The sequence below is a fragment of the Arthrobacter sp. HS15c genome (assembly GCF_040812005.1).
GTDB lineage: Bacteria > Actinomycetota > Actinomycetes > Actinomycetales > Micrococcaceae > Arthrobacter.
Window position 1 is genome coordinate 1 of the sequence record NZ_JBFOHM010000009.1, and the last position, 18,624, is coordinate 18,624.

The following is an 18,624-nucleotide window of genomic DNA, read 5'->3' on the forward strand; positions in this document are numbered from 1 at the left end:
AAAACGACTCGCCAACACCTTCACCACCGACCGGCCGGCCACCTGAGTGAGGCGGCCCCTGGACCAAAAGCCAGGAGCCGCTCACCACTGCCTCTTGACAGCCGGACCTACATATCAGCGTTGTGGCGAGGGCGGCCGGGAAACCATGGTTGCTGCGGAGCCCGGGATTGCGGAAGATTGCAGGACAGACCGTGCGGCATATCACCCGGGAGGAACCGTGCGCTTGATCCAGGTGGCCCAGCAGGCCCATGACCTTCAGCGCGCAGCGGCGTTCTACACGAAACTGACGGGAGTGCAGCCCACAGCAGTCTTTGACCCTCCCGGGCTGCTGTTCTTCGATCTCGACGGCGTCAGGCTGCTGCTGGAGCGCGGGGCGCCGTCGTCAGTGCTCTATTTGGAGGTGGACGACGTCGGTTCCACTGTCCGGAGGCTGCAGGACAGCGGCGTGGAGATTGTTGCCGCACCGCACGTGATATTCCACCATGCTGACGGCAAGCTGGGCCCCGCCGGCACCGACGAGTGGATGGCCTTCATCAAGGACTCTGAAGGGAACACCGTGGGGCTGGTCAGCAGGGATTCTCCGCCCGTTGTGCAGGTACAGCCCCCGGACTAGGCTCGAGCCGGAAGGGAGCGCCCATGCAGAAGATTTCCACTTGCCTGTGGTTCGAGAACCAGGCCGAAGAAGCCGCCTCGTTCTATGTCTCAGTCTTTGACGACTCCCGAATCCTGGAGGTCTCGCGCTACGGCGAGGGCGGCCCCGGACCTTCGGGTGGGGTGATTACGGCTGAATTTGAGATCGAAGGGCGCAGGTTCCTGGCGTTGAACGGGGGAGCGCCGTCCAACTTCACCGAGGCGGTCTCGTTCGTCGTTGACTGCGAGGGCCAGGGAGAAGTGGACCGCTACTGGGCGGCGCTGACCGACGGCGGCGCCGAGAGCCAGTGCGGCTGGTTAAGGGACCGCTATGGTGTGTCCTGGCAGATTGTGCCGGCGGTGCTCGGATCGCTCATCGGCGGGCCGGACCCGGAGGGAGCCCAGCGCGCCATGCAGGCCATGCTCGGAATGCGCAAGCTTGATATCGCCGCACTTCAAAGCGCCTATGAGGGCTAGCACCTTTCCGGCGGCGCGCCGATGAACAAGCCGTTGTGGATCGGCACACTGGTCGGCGCTGCCCTCGGGATAGCTCTCGGGCTGGCAATTTTGCAGAGCCCCTTCGTCGGTATGTTCGTTGGGGCCGCCCTGGGAGCCGTTGCCGGTGCGGGTGTCCGTCCGCGGCGCTGAGCGGCCCCGTCGGGACGAAACCCGCCCAAGCAGGACCGCGTCAGGCGAAGCGGGTGATGTCCAGGCTCTTGAGGGTTGCTGTGCCGCCGAGTGCGTAAACGGCGACGTCGGCACTCGTCTGAGCCGGGAAGATCAGTTCCGTCATGGTGACCTGGCCGTCCTGGGCGAAGATTTCAACGGAGCAGCGGTCCACGTAGATGGTGAGTTTGTAGGAGCCGTCGACCACGCGGATGGGGGCCGCGTCGATCGAGGGGAAGGATGCGTGGAAGTCGGTCCGGCCGGATGTCCGGCGGTCGACATGGAGGGTGCCTGGGGCTGGCCGGATGCCGATCCGAGTTCCGTGGGCGCCGTTGCCACGGACGACGAGTCCAAATTCGTCCGCATCTCCGGGGGTGAATGTCGCCTCGATCCGCTGGATGGTGCCGGCCGCCCCGTCCAGGACACGGGTGCAGTCCGACAGTTCCGTACTTGCAAGGGTGAATGATTGGCCTGCCCCGGAAAGTGCTTCGAAACCGCCGGTGGCCTGTTGGATCAGGCGTGGACTTCCGTCAACAGTGCGGAGTGATAGTTCGCGGGCCAGGGTCATGGGGCTGCGCCACGGTGAGGTAGGGATCTGGTTGGCGTATTCCCAGTTGTTCATCCAGGCGATCATGAGGCGGCGGTTGCCTGGGGCGTCGCTGAAGGAGACGGCGGCATAGTAGTCCCGGCCCCAGTCCAGCCATTGGTACTCGCCCAGCTTGTCGGGGTCCTGGAGCCCTTCGGTCACGGTGGTTTCCGAGGTAAACGTGGTTCCGTCGAAGTCTCCAACGAAGTACTGCCCGGCGGAGCCGTTGTTGGGCCCGCCCGGGTTGAGGTTGACCGTGAGGACCCACTTCAGGTTTCCCGGATCACCGTCCACCGGGAGGGGAAAAAGGTCAGGGCATTCCCAGACGCCGCCGGTGGCGTTCGCCGGACCGAAGGTGCTCAGCGGCTCCCAGCTCAACAGGTCCGCGGACCTGTACAGCACCACCTGGAAGTCCGTGGCTTCCACGGCGACCATGACCCAGTAACTGCCTGCACCGCCGTCGTACCTGATGACTTTGGGGTCGCGGAACTCTGCTGAGCCGCGGCTCAGAACGGGGTTGGCGGTGTGCTTGGTCCACGTGTAGCCGCCGTCGCGGCTGTAGGCGAGCGACTGCGCCTGGAGCCCTGCGTGCGTGGAGCCGGGCTTGAATGCGCTGGTGTAGATGGCGACCAGGGGCGGAGCCGAGTCGGTGCCGAAACCGCTGGTGTTGTCCCGGTCAAAGACGATGCTTCCGGAGAAAATGTCTTCTTCCGCATCGCAGGCGATGGCGACGGGGTGTTCGGTCCAGGTGACCAGATCCGGGGAGGTGGCGTGGCCCCAGGACATGTTTCCCCAGACGTTGTCCAGCGGGTTGTTCTGGTAATAGAGGTGGTAGACGCCGCCGTGGAAAATCAGGCCGTTGGGGTCATTGAGCCAGGTGTTCCGGGCGGCGTAGTGCAGCGCCGGACGGAAGATGTCGGCCGTGGTGGCGGTCGCGGCAGTCATGAAAGTGGTTCTCGTTTCTGTGCAGGTCGAGTGGGGAACGCCTGCGTGAGGGTCCCTGTGGGTTGGGTGGGCCGGTATGCGCCGGCCCACCCGGGTACTTCGGAGTTAGGAGTTCTTCTTGTAGCGGTCGTAGGCCTGCTGGTAGACCTCAATCATTTTGTCGACGCCGACGTTCTTGAGCTGGGAGACGTAGCCGTCCCATTCCTGCTCGATGCCCCCGGAGACAATCCATTTGGCAACGTTCTGCTTGACCAGTGAGGTGGTGTCGGTCTGGATGGTGCTGATTTGCTGGAGTTCTTCGTTGGACAGTGCCACCGGCGGGTAGCCGTCGTTGCCGGCGAAGGGCTCGTAGTTCTCTTTGACGGTTTTCTGGCGTGCGGCGGCGCGAGGTTCGGGAGCGACGACGGTGGTGAAGTTATCGGCGGTGTTGGCCTTCGGGCCGCCCGGGGCGACCTTCTGCCGGCGTTCGCCCTCGCTGGTCCCGGCTGGCGCCGGGATCTGGGTCAGCAGGCCGCTGGCGTCCTTTTGCAGGGTTTCACCGATGGGCCCCCAGTTGGCCTGGGCGGACTGGATGGGGTCGTAGAGGTTGTCGGCCCAGCGCATGGTCGCGGCCGGGTATTTGTTGGCCCGGGTGATGGCGAAGGCGCCACGGGCGATTTCCTGGTTGTTGGACTGGCTGGCGATCCGCTTGCCGTCCACGCCTTCGAGGACCGGGACCAGGGAGTAGTTGCCGGCGCGGTCAGCGCCGACCATTTCGGGGATTTCCCACCAGACGAAGGAGCCGAGGTTTTCCGTGGCGGCCTTGCCCTTGGCCAGGTAGGCCTTGTCATCCTGGGAGAAGGATTCGGGATCGATCAGGCCTTCCCGGTACCACTCGTGCAGGGTCTGGATGGCTTTTTTGTAGCCGTCCTGGGTGGGGGTGAAGATGACTTTGTCGTCCTGGACGATGCGGTGGTCCATGTTGTCCGGTACTCCGCCGAGGGCGGCGATCAGGTCAACGATGTCCCCGCACCAGGAGCCGGGCATGAAGCTCAGCGGGATGGTCTTGCCGGTCCCTGAGGCGTCCTGGGTCTTGAACGCCAGCAGGGCGTCGTGGAACTCGTCGATGGTTTTCGGCAGCGGGATGTTGAGCTTCTTGAGCCAGGCGGTGTTGATGGCCAGTTCGTTGGGGAACTGGACCAGGCCCAGTTCTTCGATCGACGGCAGGGAGTAGATGTGCCCGTCCGATGACGTGATGGCTGCCTTGATGTCCGGCCGGTCAGAAAGCAGCTTGGAGAGGTTGGGTGCGTTCTTCTCGATGAGCCCCTCGAGCGGGATGAGGGTGCCGCTGGCTGAGTAGGTGGCGATCTCGGCGTCGGTCAGCCCGGTGTTGAAGAAAGCGTCGGGCAGGTCACCGCTGGCGAGGATGAGGTTCTTCTTTTCCTGGAAAACCGTTTCGGGCAGGTTCTCCCAGTTGATGTGGACGTTGGTGGCCTTTTCCCATTCCTTCACCACCGTCATGGTGTTGTAGTCCGGAGCAAGCGCTGCCTTCGTGCCGGAGAACGTCAGGTCGAGCTGCTTGCTGACGATCGGAAAGCCTTTTTCCTGGAAGCCGAAGTCCGCGGAGGCGTCTTTGATCTCCGTGGTGCCTGAGCCGCCGCCGGAGCAGGCGGTGAACATCAATGTTCCGGCCAGGACGGCGCCGAGGGCGGCGAATTTGCGGCTGAATGCCATGGTCATTCCTATTCTGAGGTGGGGATACTGCATCTGAGGGGGTACTGAGGTGGGGGAAGTTGCGGGGTTGGAGCTATTTGACGGCGCCGATCATGGCGCCCTTGGTGAAATGCTTCTGCATGAATGGCAGGGCAATCATGAGTGGCAGGCTCGAGACGACGATCATGGCGTATTTGGTGAGCTCTGCGATCCGTTGCGCGGCGGCATAGGATTCGATGTCTCCGCCGGTGGTTCCGGTGGATGAGACGTCTGACTGGATCAGGATGTTGCGCAGGACCAGCTGCAGCGGGTACTTGGAGTCGTCGTTGAGGAAGATCAGTGCATCGAAGAACGAGTTCCATTGCGCGACCACGTGGACCATGATCATGAGCATGATCAGCGGCTTGGACAGGGGGAGCACCATCTGGAAGAAGAATTTGAAGTCTGTTGCCCCGTCCATCTGGGCGGCTTCGCGCAGTTCGTTGGGGATGGTGTGTTCAAAGAAGGACCTGGCGATGATCAGGTTCCACACGCCGACGGCGCCGGGCAGGACCACTGCCCAGACGGTGTCCAGCATGCCCAGGTCGCGGACCACCAGGTACTTGGTGATGAGGCCGCCGTCGAAGAACATGGTGATGACGAACAGGAGCATCAGGATTTTCCGGCCGGGCATGTCCTTGCGGGACAGTGCGTAGGCGCCGCACAGGATGGTGCTGACGCTGATGGCGGTGCCGAGGACGGTGTAGATGACGGTGTTGCCCAGGCCGTTCCAGATCCGGCTGTCGGCAAAGATCCGCTCGTAGCCCTCGGTGGTCACGCCGGAGGGAAACAGCCAGACCTTGCCTTCGTAGACGGCGTTGGGGTCGCTGATGGAGGCGATAACGATGAAGTACAGCGGGTACACCACCGCCAGGATGGAGAGCAGGAGGACCGTTGTCGCAGCGATGTTGAAGGCGCGGTCACCGTACCGGTCCCGCAGGGTCTGCTTGGGGCGGCCCGGGCTGCTGGCCCGGTTGGGGTTGTCGAGGGTGCGGGGGTTGGTTGTCAGGGACATTTTGTCATCACCACAGGGTCGCTTGGTTGGCCCGGCGCGCGATCGTGTTGAAGACGAGGAGCAGTGCCAGGTTGAGGAGGGAGTTGAACAGGCCGATGGCGGCCGAGTAGCTGAACTGCGCCTGCTGCAGGCCGGCGTGGTAGACGTAGGTTTGGATGATCTCCGAGGTCGAGAGGTTCAGCGGTGTCTGCATTAGCAGCGCCTTCTCGAAGCCAACGTTGAGCAGGTTGCCGATGGCCAGGATGAACAGGATTGTCACCACTGGCATGATGCCCGGCAGGTCGATGTGCCGGATGCGCTGCAGCTTTGAAGCGCCGTCGACTTTGGCCGCATCATGCAGTGCCGGGTCGATGGCAGCAAGGGCCGCGAGATACACGATCATGGAGAACCCGGCGTTCTGCCAGACGTCCGAGATCACGTAGATGGGACGGAACCACTCCGCGGAGCCCATAAAGAAGATCGGCTCACCGCCGCCCAGCTGGATCGCGTTGTTCACCAGCCCCGACCTCGGGGAAAGAACCACGAACATGATGCCCACCACCACAACGGTGGAGATGAACGCAGGCGAATACAGCACCGTCTGGGTGAACTTCTTGAACCTCTCACTCTGGAGCTGGTTGACCAGCAACGCCAGAATGATCGGGATCGGGAAGGCCACCAGCAGGCCGAGGACGGCGATCCACAAGGTGTTACCGACCACCTGGCCGAACTGGTAGGAGTTCATGAACCTGATGAAGTGGGTCAGGCCAACCCAGGGGCTGTCCGTGAACCCGTCCACCGGGTTGTAGTTCTTGAAAGCGATCTGCACGCCGTACATGGGCCAGTACTTGAAGACCAGAATGTAGATGATCGCGGGGGCTAGTAATACGTATAACTGCCAGGCGCGGGAAACCCTCTTCAAGCGGAGCGAAAGAGAAGTTTTGCGCTGCGGCAACGGCGCCGCAGCAGGACGCCCGCGTCGGGCCGGGATGGTGCGGCTCATGGCATCTCCTTAGGATGAGTCACTGAATTCCGTTCAATCAGAGGGCAGTCCATCAGCTCGACCCGGCCATCGGGCTCCGCATCCTGGAGGATCAGCTCAACCGCGCGCCGGCCCATGGCGACGAACGGCAATTCAAAAGTGGTCAGTCCCGGACGAAGAAACGGCGCCAGAGTCGCCTGGTTATCGAAGCCCACAATGGAGACGTCCCGGGGGATTGAGAGGCGCAGGTCCGAAGCGGCCTGGTAGGCACCCCAGGCGCCTCGGTCGTTCGCGCAGAAAATCGCAGTCGGCGGGTTGCTGGAGGTCAGCAGCTCCATCGCGTACTTGTAGCCATGCACCTCACCGCCTTGACCGAAACGGACCAGCGACGGATCAGCGTCCAGCCCCGCTTCTTCAAGTGCTGTGCAGTAGCCCTCGTAGCGGCCGACGGCGGCAGGAAGCCCGCTTTCAAGGGTTTCGATATTGATCATCCCCACCCTGGTGTGGCCCGCCTCGAGCAGTCGGCTGGTGGCTGCGTAGCCACCCTTGCCCTCGTCGGGCGCGACGCTCGGGACCCGCCCTTCCCGATCCTGCGAATTCAGCACCACGGACCTGACGCCTTCCAGGGCCTCCGGAACTTCCAGCCGCCGGTGGTACATGGCGGCGTAGACCACGCCGGCAACCTTGTAGGAGAGCATGGTGTCCAAAGATGCGGCCTCAAGCTCCTTGTCTCCGCCGGTGTTCACGGCGAGCAGCAAGAGCCCGTCCTCCCATGCCCGCTGCTGCGCACCTTCGATGATGGCGCCGGCAAAGGGAGTGGTGGCCACGGAATCGCCGATGAACCCGATCATGCCGGCGACGCCTTCGCGGAGGACTTTGGCGTGGGCGTTGGTGCGGTAGCCGAGTCGGTTCACGGCGTCCCGAACGCGCTTGCGGGTATCCTCGGAAAAACGTGACCCGGAGGCCGAATTCAGCACCAGGGACACGGTGGCCTGCGAAACGCCGGCAGCAGCAGCGACGTCGTGCATTGTCGGTCCTGATTTGGGCCGTGATCCAGCCATGGGCACCTCCTCGGGCCTTCGGTAATTTCGATCAGTTATTCGTATAACTTGGTGTAACTGTATCTTGCATCACATCGGCCGTCAACAGGGCGATGCGGTCCAGTCTGACTAAAGGGAAATTCCCATGATGATCCCGCACTGGTGGCGGCCAGCAGTGCGGAATTCCGTTCTGTGGTGGATCCGCGCTGGTGCAACCGCGTGCGAGATAAATGAGCGTCTTAGGGTGGATATTCGGGCGGGGGAGAGGGGCTCTCGCTGGACCGCTCAGGGTCGGGTGCACGGGCGTATTCCGCATTGCGAGCTCAAGAAAAGTAGGGGAGTGAACTGCGGTCCTGTCCGCAGCGCCCGGTATGCAGCCTATCCGGGCATCTCCACGGATTCGCCTCGCTGGCGAAGGCGTTGCAATTGCCGCGTTTGCACGGTTTCCACCCATTCCCGGCCGGGCCTGGCGGTCGGACCAATCCGCGTATAGCCATCCTCGCCGTCGCCGAGGTGTGTACGTACGCACGATGCTCGTTGATCCGATGCGTGAACCTGGTCAGCAGTATGGGAGAAGCGTAAGGGGGCATGCGTCAGCCAGCCATCATCCGCACTTGGAAAAGACTTACTTTACATAATGTAGATTATCGGCGTTAAAACCATGGGAGTAGAAGTGGATGCGTGAACTCCCGTTCCAGGCTCGAACGCCAGATCCCTCGACTCGTCAGCGAACAACTCGCAAGACATCACAGGATCCGGACTCGGGCCCCCTTGATCTGCACTTCGGTGATCTTGACGCGTTCGTCAGGGGTGTTGTTGGGCCAGTGGACGACCAAGTAGTCCTGTCCGCTGGAGGTACGCAGGATCATGCCATGGCCATCGTTGCTGGACCACAGTGGCCTCCGCGCCGCGGCTGTAGACCAGCCAGCGTGCAGAGTTGTCATCAACAAAAAGCGTTCCGTCGAGGCTTGGCTCGGACACCGGTGTGACAGGTCCATCGCTCCACGGCTCGTAAGGACCTGTGGGGTGATGCTCTCCAGGGCACAGCGAAACGGTGAGGATACCCAAAGCCGACGCAGGTTGACATAACTCAGCGCGGCTTCGTCCCTGCCTGTTTCCGGGCCTAGGAACCGATGTACGCCGCGAGGTGCTTGCCCGTAAGGGTCGAACTGGCGGCCACCAGCTCGGCCGGCGTGCCCTCGAAAACGACCTTGCCGCCGTCGTGCCCTGCGCCGGGTCCCAGGTCGATGATCCAGTCGGCGTGCGCCATGACCGCCTGGTGGTGCTCGATGACAATCACTGACTTGCCCGAGTCGACCAACCTGTCCAGCAGGCCCAGCAGGTTCTCGACGTCGGCGAGGTGGAGACCGGTGGTCGGTTCGTCGAGGACGTAAACGTCACCCTTCTCGGCCATCTGGGTGGCAAGTTTGACGCGCTGCCGCTCGCCGCCGGACAGCGTGGTGAGCGGCTGGCCGAGCGTGAGGTAACCGAGTCCGACGTCGACCAGCCGGTCCAGGATCTTGTGGGCGGCCGGTGTGCGCGCCTCCCCTTCGCTGAAGAACACCGCGGCTTCGGACATGGACATCGCCAGCACTTCGGCGATGTTGCGCCCGCCCAGCGTGTATTCCAGCACTGACGCCTGAAACCTCCTGCCCTCGCAGTCCTCGCACGTGGACTCGACGGTGGCCATGACCCCAAGCTCGGTGAAGATGACGCCCGCGCCGTTGCACGTGGGACAGGCGCCCTCGGAATTGGAGCTGAAGAGCGCCGGCTTCACGTCGTTGGCTTTAGCGAACGCCTTGCGGATCGGCTCGAGCAGGCCGGTGTACGTCGCGGGGTTGCTGCGGCGGGAGCCTTTGATGGCACCCTGGTCGATGACCACCACTCCGTCGCGGCCGGCTACCGAGCCGTGGATGAGTGAGCTCTTCCCGGAGCCGGCCACACCCGTCACGACGCACAGCACGCCGAGTGGAACATCAACGTCCACGTCCTGGAGGTTGTGCGTTGAAGCCCCGCGGACCTCCAGTTTGCTGGCTGATCGACGCACCGAGTCCTTCACGGCCGCCCGGTCGTCGAGGTGGTGCCCGGTGATGGTCTCGCTCCCCCGCAACTCCTCCACACTGCCCTCGAAGCAAACATTGCCGCCCTTGGTGCCGGCGCCGGGACCGAGGTCGACGACGTGGTCGGCGATGGCGATGGTCTCCGGCTTGTGCTCCACAACGAGCACGGTGTTGCCCTTGTCCCGAAGCTGCAGCAGGAGCTGGTTCATCCGCTCGATGTCGTGCGGGTGCAGTCCGATGGTCGGCTCGTCGAACACGTAGGTGACGTCCGTGAGCGAGGACCCGAGGTGCCGGATCATCTTCGTGCGCTGGGCCTCTCCCCCGGACAGCGTGCCCGCAGGCCGGTCCAGTGAAAGGTAGCCCAGCCCGATCTCAGCAAACGAATCGAGGAGGTGCCGCAGGCCCTTCAGGAGCGGCGCAACCGACGGCTCGTCGAACTCCCGGATCCACCCGGCCAGGTCGCTGATCTGCATCTCGCACAGGTCGGCGATGTTCTTGCCCCGGATCCTCGACGACCTCGCCTCGGGGCTGAGCCTGGTGCCCTCGCATTCGGGGCAGGCCTGGAAAGTGATGGCGCTCTCCACGAAGCGCCGCACGTGCGGCTGCATCGCCTCGACGTCCTTGGACAGCATGGACTTCTGGATCTTGGGGATGATCCCCTCGAACGTGAGGTTGATGCCCTCAACCTTGATCTTGGTGGGCTCGGCGTACAGCATCGTCTCGAGCTGCTTCTTCGTGAACGTGGAGATCGGCTTGTCCATCGGCAGGCCCATTCCCTCGAACAGCCGGCCGTACCAGCCGTCCATGCTGTAGCCGGGGACCGTCAGGGCACCCTCGGCCAGCGACTTCGTGTCATCGTACAAAGCGGTGAGGTCGAAATCGGAGACCGAGCCCATGCCCTCGCAGCGCGCACACATGCCGCCCAGGTAGACCTGGTTCTGCACGACGGCCTTCTCGACCCGGCCGCCGGCCTTCTCGGTGCTCATCACGCCGCTGGCCTTCCGCGTCGGGACGTTGAAGGAAAACGCCGTGGGCGGCCCGACGTAAGGCTGGCCCAGCCGGCTGAAGAGGATCCGGAGCATCGCGTTGGCGTCCGTTGCAGTGCCCACCGTGGAGCGGGGGTTGGCACCCATCCGCTCCTGGTCAACGATGATGGCCGTCGTCAGTCCCTCAAGGAAGTCGACGTCGGGCCGGGCCAGGTTGGGCATGAACCCCTGCACAAAAGCGCTGTAGGTTTCATTGATCATCCGCTGCGACTCCGCGGCGATGGTGGCAAACACCAGCGAGCTCTTGCCGGAACCGGACACCCCCGTGAACACCGTCAGGCGGCGCTTGGGGATCTCGATGCTGATGTCCTTGAGATTGTTCTCCCGGGCACCCTGCACACGGATCATGTCGTGGGTGTCGGCAGCGTGCAGCGCAGGCGACTGCTTTTCCGAACTCGTGGCAATGCTCATTGTTGTCTCCCTGTTCTCACCCGGCTGTTAAGCGACGGTGTCGCCTGGCGGCGGCCCGGCAGCTCCGAGGCATGCCCTGGGTCTATCTAACCAGCTTCCTGCCCTGTGTAGAGGGGGTATTTCCCCACTTCAGACGCAGTTCCGGCGTCCCGGGCCATTGTCTTATCCGCGGAGCTCGCCAAGAATAAGCCAATGACCGTCTATGTGCGTTCCCTGGAAACAGCTGTTCCGCCAACGATGCTGGTTCAAACGGAGGCCCGCGACGTTTTCGCCGCCCAGCCCGGACTGACGCGGCTGGGTTCGAGGCTGGTCAGCACGTGCTTCGACTCGGCGGCGATCGACACCCGCTACACCGCGGTCGAGGAGATGACCAGGGACTTCCGGGCCGATGATCCGCAGTTCTTCGACCCCGCAACCAGTCTGTTGCTGAACCCGAGCACCAAAGTCCGCAACGAGATCTTTGGCCGGGAAGCCACGAAGCTGTTCATCGAGGCCGCCCAGGCCGCCGTCGACGCCTGCCCGGAACTTGAGGCACAGGACATCACCCACCTCATCACGGTTTCCTGCACCGGGTTCTACAACCCGGGCCCCGACTACAAGATCGTCCGGGCGCTGGGGCTGGACCCGGCGGTGCAGCGTTACCACCTCGGGTTCATGGGCTGCTACGCCGCGTTTCCTGCCCTCCGGGCCGCAAAATCCTTCTGCGAAGCAGACCCTGAGGCGGTGGTCCTGGTGGTCTGTGCCGAGCTTTGCTCCCTGCATGTCCGGACCTCGAACGACCCGGACACCATCATGGGATCGGCGCTGTTTGCTGACGGAGCGGCAGCTGCCGTGGTCACCGCCCGCGACGTTCCGGAGGCACCCGCGCTGATGCGGCTGGACCATTTTGAAACCGTGCTGACGCCCGTCGGTGAGGAATCCATGGCCTGGAATATCGGCGACCACGGATTTGAGATGGTCCTCGGAAACTACGTGCCCCACATCATTGATGACCACATCATCGGCGCACTGGAACCATTGCTCGCCCGGGACCCGACGGTGCAGGCACTCCCCTACCGTGATATCCGGCACTGGGGCATCCACCCCGGCGGCCGGAGCATCCTGGACAAGGTCCAGTCAAGGCTGGAGCTGACCGATGAGCAGCTTGTTCCTGCCAGGGAGACGCTGCGGAACTACGGCAACATGAGCAGCGCCACGGTCCTGTTCGTCCTCAAACACATCCTCGACCAGCCGCTCGACGGCGGTGACGAACGTATCTGCTCCATGGCTTTCGGTCCGGGACTTACGGTGGAAACCGGCCTGTTCACCAAGCTGCGACAGGGCACGGGACGAAGCCCCTCAGGGGTGCGGGAAACGGCCGCCGAAACGTCGCTGGCCTGAGCTTCAGGTGTGGCTGATGCGCAGGCGCGCCGCCGATGCTGTTGAAAAGATGGACTTGCCCGACTGCGATCCGGAGCGGCTGGAGCGGACCTACCGGCAGTTCGGGCTGGTCAACGGCGCGCTGTCGGGGTGGCGCCGGTTGTACCGGCAGGAAATCCGGCCCCTCCTCTCGGCCGAATCCGCCACCACCCTGCTGGATGTCGGCTCCGGCGGCGGCGATCTCGCCATCAGGCTGTCGCGTTGGGCCGCGAAGGACCGGGTCCGGCTCCACGTCACCGGCATCGATCCGGACGGCCGCGCCCACGCCTTCGCCTCCGGCCGCCCGCCCGTGCCCGGCGTGGACTTCCGGCGGGCGCACACCACCGCGCTTCTCGGCGAAGGGCTGAGCTTCGACGTCGTGATTTCCAACCATGTCCTCCACCACCTGCAGCCGGCCGGGCTGCAGCAGTTCCTTGCCGACTCGGAGGCGCTCGCCCGGACAAAGGTGCTGCACAATGACCTGCGCCGCAGCCCGGCAGCCTACGCACTGTTCGCCGTTGCCGCGCTTCCGTTCCGGGGCTCCTTTATCCGCGAGGACGGGCTGACCTCCATCCGCCGCAGCTACACCCCGCAGGAACTCGCTGCCCTGGCTCCTCCGGGCTGGCGCGTCGAACGCACGTCCGCCTTCCACCAGCTGCTGGCCCGCCGCCAGGACTCCCCATGATTGACGTGGCGATTGTGGGCGGCGGTCCCGTGGGCCTCTACCTTGCAGCCCTGCTGTTGCAGGAGGGCCTGGGCGTCCGTGTCCTCGAACAACGGCTTGAGCGTGACAGCCATTCGCGGGCCATTGGTATCCACCCGCCTGCCCTCGCGGCGCTTGACCGTGCGGGAGTGGCGCCTGAACTGGCAGCCGCCGGGGTGGCGATCCGCCGCGGCCGGGCCTACAGCGGCGGCAAACTGGTGGGCACCATGTCGTTCGAGTCGGTCTCGCGGCAGTTCCCTTTTGTCCTGTCCCTCCCACAAAGCCGCACCGAGGCGTGCCTTGAACGCCGGGTGCAGGAATTGGACTCCTTTGCGCTGGCCCGGGGCGCCCGGGTCACCGGAATAAAGGACGACGGCGGCGCGGTGACGCTTGCAGCGACGTCCGGCGGTGTTGACACGCACCTTGAGTCCGCCCTCGCCGTGGCCGCGGACGGCGCCCATTCCACGATGAGGGATCTGCTGGGGATTTCAGTGCGGACGAAAAGATACCCGGACCACTACGTGATGGGCGACTTCGCCGATGTGGGGTCTTTCGGGGCAGAAGCTGTGCTGTTCCTGGAGGAAGGTGGAATCGTCGAGTCCTTTCCGCTTCCAGGTGGCCTGCGGCGATGGGTTGTCCGCGTCGGCCGGCCGTGCGGGGTCCCGGCCGTTGCTGAGCTGGCAGTACTTGTCCATCAGCGGACGGGAATTCAGCTGGAGGCCGGCAGTAACACGATGCTCAGCAGTTTCAGCACCCGGTCAGCCATCGGACCGCGGATGGTGGCCGGCAGGGCCGTCCTGATCGGTGACGCTGCCCACGAAGTCAGCCCCATCGGCGGCCAGGGAATGAACCTGGGATGGCTCGACGCCGAAGCGCTGGCACCGATAATCTGCGACGCCCTGGGCGCCAGGCCCGTCGGGAGGAGACTCAAGGATTTTGAACTCCTGCGGCGGCGGGCAGCGGTCGTGGCGCGCCGGCAGTCGGAAGTCAACATGTTGCTCGGGCGCCCGTTTTCGCAGCCCTGGCTGGGCCTGCGGAATCACGCGATCGGGGCAGTCGCCTCAGTGCAGCCGCTGAACAGGCTGGTGGCCCGCCGGTTCACGATGCACTGACACCGTGCACCGGAGCCGCCCGCAGTGTGGCTTTCAGGACGTGAAGTAGCAGTCGTAGCTGTCCTGGCTCACGATCCGGCCATCCCGGACTTCAAAAACGGACGACGTCCGTGCCCGGATGGTCTCTCCGGCGTCCCAGTACCGCAGGTCCATCAGCGATGTCGCTGACCATTCCGCCTCCAGGACAACCCGCCCCTGCTCGCAGGTGGTCCGCCGGATCTCGAACTTTTGGTTGGCCACGACGCCGGCGCTATGGTCAGCGCCGGCCAGCACTTGCTCCAGGGTCCGGGTTGAACCGGCCGGTGCCAGCAGGTGCGGGGCCTCAACAAGGACAAACCCGTCCGCCAGGAATGGCCGGATGCCGGCCGCTCCGCCGCCCGCCTCCAGCGTCCGGACAAAATCGAGGACGAGTTCCAGCGGCGGTTTCCCCAGCGACATCTCTTCAACCATGGAATCGACACTAACCGATTGCCACTGCGGCCGCCTTTGCGCCGCTAGGCTGTTCCCCATGAGTCATGCATCGCCGCCGACGCCCTTCAGTCCTGCGCGCATCCAGGAAACAGTCCAGGAAATCCTGTCGGCGGAAGCATTGCCGCCCATTGTGCAGGCTGGGCATCCGGTACTCCGGCAGCAGGCCGCCGCCTTTGACGGCCAGATAACGGCCGGCGAACTGGACCAGCTTGTTGACCTGATGAAGCGCGTGATGCACGAGGCCCCGGGAGTGGGGCTTGCCGCCCCGCAATTGGGTATTCCCCTCCAGCTCGCGGTGCTAGAAGACAAGTTCGACGTCGACCCTGACGCTGCGGCCGTGCGGAACCGGACCCCGCTGGAGTTCCTCGCGGTCCTGAATCCGCGGTACCGCGCCGTGGGCACCCAAGCCGCCGCGTTCTTCGAAGGCTGCCTGTCGCTCAACGGGCTGCAGGCCGTGGTGGTCCGCCCGGAGCGGGTTCGGCTGAACTTCGATGAGCCCGGCGGCCTGCCGGCCGAACGGGAATTTACCGGCTGGCAGGCACGGATCGTGCAGCATGAAACTGACCACCTCCAGGGAACGCTGTACGTTGACCGGGCAGAGCTGCGGTCCCTGAGCGGCAACGCCGAATATGCCGCCCACTGGGCAGAGCCCGGCATCGGCAAGGCGCGCTCGGCATTGGGTTTCCTCCCCGGCCTCCCTGACCTGCCTAAGCACTAGCCCCGCGTGCCGCCGTCGGGCAGGCCCTCAGCTCCTGGGCCGGTCGGGTTGCCCGCCGTCGGCAGGAAGCGGGACCACCAGCGAAGGATGTGCTCGAACCGAAGGCGCCGGTGATGCGGCGTCCCTGTCCGGGAGAGTTCATGGTCCTCGCCCGGGAAGAGCAGTAGCGCCGTGGGAACCCCGTTCCGCTTCAGGGCCGTGAAATAGCGCTGGCCCTGCTCCACCGGGCAGCGGAGGTCGTCCTCGCTGTGAATGACCAGCACAGGAGTCCGGACCCCGTCCACATGCTCCATCGGGCTCTGCGAGGCCACGGCAGCGCGTGACCGGCCCATGTACTCTGCACCGAAGTACCAGCCGATGTCCGCCGAGCCTTCGAAGCTGACCGGATCCAGGAACCCGCGCTCCACGATGGCCGCCGAGAAACGGTGGTCGCGGGAGATGGTCTGTGCGGTGAGGTAGCCGCCGTAAGACCCGCCCATGATGCCAAGCCGTCCGGCATCCAGGGCCGCGAATTTGTCCAGGGCGCCTTCCAGGAAAGCCAGCGCATCCTGCATGTCGAGGATGCCCATGGCTCCCTTGACAGCCAGCCCATGCTCCCGGCCGTAGCCGGCGGAGCCCCTGGGATTGCACATCAGCACCGCATACCCCGCGCCCGCGTAGACCTGGGCTTCGTCGTGGAGCGCCACCGTGTACTGGGCGAACGGCCCCCCGTGAATGGACAGCAGCACCGGATGGGGCCCTTTGCCGGCGGGCCTGACCAGCCAGCCGTGCACCTGGTATCCGTCCGCAGAAGGGAACGTCAGCTCCTGGGGGACAATGACGTCTGACTGCACGCGAAGCCCGGCGGAAAAATCGGTGAGGAGCCGCAGTTGCCCGTCGTCGAGGACGGCCAGGTCGCCGGCAGTGGAAGGGTCGCTGAACGAGACCAGCATTGATCCTCCGGCCCAGGCGGCTCCCGTGACCACCCTGTCCCCGTGCACCAGCAATGCGTGGTCGCCGTCAGCGTGCAATTCCAGGAGTTCCACGGTTCCCTGGGCATTGTTCAGGACGATCGCCCCCGCCGGGCCACGCAGTTCAATCCGGCCGCCGGGGCAGGCGACGTCCATCATCTCCGGGTCAGTCAGCGCTGCGGCGTCGCCTCCATCGGTGGGCATGCAGTACAGCACAGCGTTGCGGGCCACAAAGTCCATACCGGTTTCGCCGAGTCCCCGGGCGATGAAGAACAGCCACTTCCCGTCCCGGGACTGCCGGACGGACTGGACGGTCTGCCGCGGGGCTCCCGCTGGCTCCACCCGCAGCGGCTCCCCTCCGCCTGCCGGAACCCGGCAGATGCCCGTCTCCAGGGTGTCGTCGCTGCCTGGCGGTGCGGTGACAAAGTAGACAAATGAACCGTCGGCGCTGAATCCGGGACTCCCGTGATCGAAGGCGGCTGACGTCAGCTGCCGGGCCGGTGGAACGTCGCTGGCCGGGTGGTGGTCCAGCTGCGCCCGTCCGCGGGGAACCACGCGGGGTTCCGCCCCGAACTCAGGCACGTCCAGGACAAAGATCTGGGCAGGTTTGTCCTGGATGTACCCCACGCCATTGAGCCGATACTGGTAGTCGGTGACCAGCCGCGGATCCTCGGCGCCTGCTCCAACGTTCTCCTTGGTTCCGTAGCGGCCGGTGGCCGGTTCCCGTGAGCTGAAGACAATCCGCTGGGAATCGGAAGACCAGGCAAACGCCTCGACGCCGAGGGGCCGGTCCGTCAAAGCCCTCGGTTCGCCGCCGCCGGCCTCAACAACAAACAGTTGCGGTTTCGCTGACGGTCCAATAACACGGACGAACGCCAGCGCCAGGCCATCCGGGGAGAAAGCCGGTGCCGAATCCTTGAAGCCACGGGTGATCCGGCGCGGCAACTGCCCAGGATCCAGGGGTACGTTCCACAGCTGGCCTACGTACGCGTCGGCGTCGAAATCCGGCCTGGTGACTGAAACCACGGCCCGGCTCCCGTCGGGATGGACGGCCGGCGCCGAGACGGAGTTCAGGAGCGGGAGGTGTTCTGGCTTCACCCACGTGAGCCTAACGTGCGCCCCACCACCGGGGAAACAGGCCGGCCAAGGGCCGGATGCGCCGGTCCGGCGGCCCTAAGATGGTGGACATGCCTTCCACACCTGACCTGGCGCTGCGCTGCCCCGTTTGCCGCTCGCCGCTCAGTTCGGCCGCCGACGCCGGACCGGCACTTCCGGGAAAGGCGCTGGTGTGCGCGGCAGGACACAGCTTCGACGCCGCCAAACAGGGATACTTCAATTTCCTGGTTGGTAAAGGCACCGCCTTCGAGGCCGACACCGCCGAGATGGTCGCCGCCCGGTTCAGCTTCCTCGATGGCGGGCACTACCGGCCCCTGGCCGACGCCGTTGCTGCCGCCGTCGTTCCCTTCCTTCCCCGCGATGCCGCGACCGTACTGGATTCGGGCACCGGTACCGGCCACTACCTGCGTGTCCTGCTTGATGCGGCCCCGGCCGGCACTGCCAGGGTGACCGCCATCGGCCTGGACATCTCAAAGTTCGCCTTGAGGCGGGCTGCCCGGCTCAACCCCGAGGCAACCAACCTGGTCTGTGATGTGTGGCAGCGACTGCCGGTGGCGGATGACGCAGTGGACGTCATTACCGTGATTTTTGCGCCCCGCAACCCGCCGGAATTTGCCCGCGTCCTCCGGCCGGGCGGGCTGCTGGTAGTTGTAACACCGCGGTCGGGCCACCTGGCGGCGATCGCCGGGCAGACGGGAATGCTCGGGATCGAGGAAGGCAAAGACGACCGGCTGGTTGAGGCGATGTCCGGTCAGTTCAGTGTCGAGTTTGTCCGGGACCTCGACCTTCCGCTGGTGCTGGCACCCCATGAAGTTGTCGATCTCGCTTACATGGGGCCGGCCGGCCATCATCTGGACCGTACTGCGCTCGCTGCACGGCTCGCCGGCCTGCCGCCGGGCACCGCCGTGGAGGCGCGGTTCCGCATCACCGTATTCCGCCTGGCTGCCCCACCGCGGTAACGACTTGGCCACTATCCCCGGGAAAATGCGGCCGCCCTGCCGCCCTGCGGCCCTGCGGACTACGATTGGAGGACAGTACTGAGGGCCTGCCGTCGTTGCACGCAGC

General features: G+C 64.8%; 16 protein-coding genes. 7 read left to right on the top strand and 9 right to left on the bottom strand.

Annotated features, from left to right (window positions below):
- Positions 1–217 precede the first annotated feature (217 nt).
- Entirely contained in the window at positions 218–613 is a 396-nt protein-coding gene (locus ABV518_RS15535; protein ID WP_367768316.1) for a VOC family protein, read from the top strand.
- Positions 614–636: 23 nt separating this feature from the next.
- Entirely contained in the window at positions 637–1,107 is a 471-nt protein-coding gene (locus tag ABV518_RS15540; protein ID WP_367768319.1) for a VOC family protein, read from the top strand.
- Between the two features lie 211 nt (positions 1,108–1,318).
- Here ABV518_RS15540 and ABV518_RS15545 read toward each other — a convergent pair whose 3' ends face one another.
- The 7 genes from ABV518_RS15545 to ABV518_RS15575 form a co-directional block, all read right to left on the bottom strand.
- Positions 1,319–2,827, bottom strand: a complete 1,509-nt coding sequence (locus ABV518_RS15545; RefSeq protein ID WP_367768322.1) for a glycoside hydrolase family 32 protein — start codon at positions 2,825–2,827, stop codon at positions 1,319–1,321.
- Positions 2,828–2,932: 105 nt separating this feature from the next.
- Positions 2,933–4,540 (bottom strand): ABC transporter substrate-binding protein, encoded by a 1,608-nt coding sequence (locus tag ABV518_RS15550; protein ID WP_367768326.1) that lies wholly within the window; start codon positions 4,538–4,540, stop codon positions 2,933–2,935.
- Between the two features lie 73 nt (positions 4,541–4,613).
- A complete protein-coding gene (locus ABV518_RS15555; RefSeq protein ID WP_367768329.1) occupies positions 4,614–5,573 on the bottom strand; it encodes a carbohydrate ABC transporter permease in 960 nt (319 codons plus the stop codon).
- A gap of 7 nt (positions 5,574–5,580) precedes the next feature.
- Complete coding sequence (locus ABV518_RS15560; RefSeq protein ID WP_367768332.1) at positions 5,581–6,555, bottom strand: ABC transporter permease; 975 nt, start codon at positions 6,553–6,555, stop codon at positions 5,581–5,583.
- The gene (locus ABV518_RS15565; protein WP_367768335.1) at positions 6,552–7,595 is read right to left on the bottom strand and encodes a LacI family DNA-binding transcriptional regulator; all 1,044 of its coding nucleotides are present in this window, start codon (positions 7,593–7,595) and stop codon (positions 6,552–6,554) included. The genes ABV518_RS15560 and ABV518_RS15565 overlap by 4 nt, the downstream gene beginning before the upstream one ends.
- A gap of 725 nt (positions 7,596–8,320) precedes the next feature.
- Positions 8,321–8,443: a hypothetical protein gene (locus ABV518_RS15570; RefSeq protein WP_367768338.1), complete on the bottom strand. Its 123-nt coding sequence runs from the start codon at positions 8,441–8,443 to the stop codon at positions 8,321–8,323.
- Positions 8,444–8,697: 254 nt separating this feature from the next.
- A complete protein-coding gene (locus tag ABV518_RS15575; protein ID WP_367768341.1) occupies positions 8,698–11,091 on the bottom strand; it encodes an ATP-binding cassette domain-containing protein in 2,394 nt (797 codons plus the stop codon).
- A gap of 192 nt (positions 11,092–11,283) precedes the next feature.
- On the opposite strand from ABV518_RS15575, the gene ABV518_RS15580 reads away from it, so the two are divergent.
- Genes ABV518_RS15580 through ABV518_RS15590 form a run of 3 tightly spaced genes read left to right on the top strand, consistent with a single transcriptional unit; the run spans position 11,284 to position 14,304 of the window.
- Positions 11,284–12,471 (top strand): type III polyketide synthase, encoded by a 1,188-nt coding sequence (locus ABV518_RS15580; RefSeq protein ID WP_367768344.1) that lies wholly within the window; start codon positions 11,284–11,286, stop codon positions 12,469–12,471.
- A gap of 16 nt (positions 12,472–12,487) precedes the next feature.
- On the top strand, positions 12,488–13,174 hold the full coding sequence (locus ABV518_RS15585) for a class I SAM-dependent methyltransferase (protein WP_367768347.1): 687 nt from the start codon (positions 12,488–12,490) through the stop codon (positions 13,172–13,174).
- Entirely contained in the window at positions 13,171–14,304 is a 1,134-nt protein-coding gene (locus ABV518_RS15590; RefSeq protein ID WP_367768350.1) for an FAD-dependent oxidoreductase, read from the top strand. Before ABV518_RS15585 ends, ABV518_RS15590 begins: the two co-directional genes overlap by 4 nt.
- Positions 14,305–14,337: 33 nt before the next feature.
- On the opposite strand, the gene ABV518_RS15595 is transcribed toward ABV518_RS15590, so the two are convergent.
- Positions 14,338–14,754: a nuclear transport factor 2 family protein gene (locus ABV518_RS15595; RefSeq protein ID WP_367768353.1), complete on the bottom strand. Its 417-nt coding sequence runs from the start codon at positions 14,752–14,754 to the stop codon at positions 14,338–14,340.
- Between the two features lie 58 nt (positions 14,755–14,812).
- Here ABV518_RS15595 and ABV518_RS15600 point away from each other — a divergent pair, with 58 nt between their 5' ends.
- Positions 14,813–15,493: a peptide deformylase gene (locus ABV518_RS15600; RefSeq protein ID WP_367768356.1), complete on the top strand. Its 681-nt coding sequence runs from the start codon at positions 14,813–14,815 to the stop codon at positions 15,491–15,493.
- Here the strand turns inward: ABV518_RS15600 and ABV518_RS15605 are convergent.
- Complete coding sequence (locus ABV518_RS15605) at positions 15,490–17,541, bottom strand: prolyl oligopeptidase family serine peptidase (RefSeq protein ID WP_367768359.1); 2,052 nt, start codon at positions 17,539–17,541, stop codon at positions 15,490–15,492. The genes ABV518_RS15600 and ABV518_RS15605 overlap by 4 nt on opposite strands.
- A gap of 89 nt (positions 17,542–17,630) precedes the next feature.
- Between ABV518_RS15605 and ABV518_RS15610 the strand changes: the two genes are divergently transcribed.
- Positions 17,631–18,518, top strand: coding sequence for a methyltransferase domain-containing protein (locus tag ABV518_RS15610; protein WP_367768362.1), 888 nt, complete (start codon positions 17,631–17,633; stop codon positions 18,516–18,518).
- Positions 18,519–18,624 lie beyond the last annotated feature (106 nt).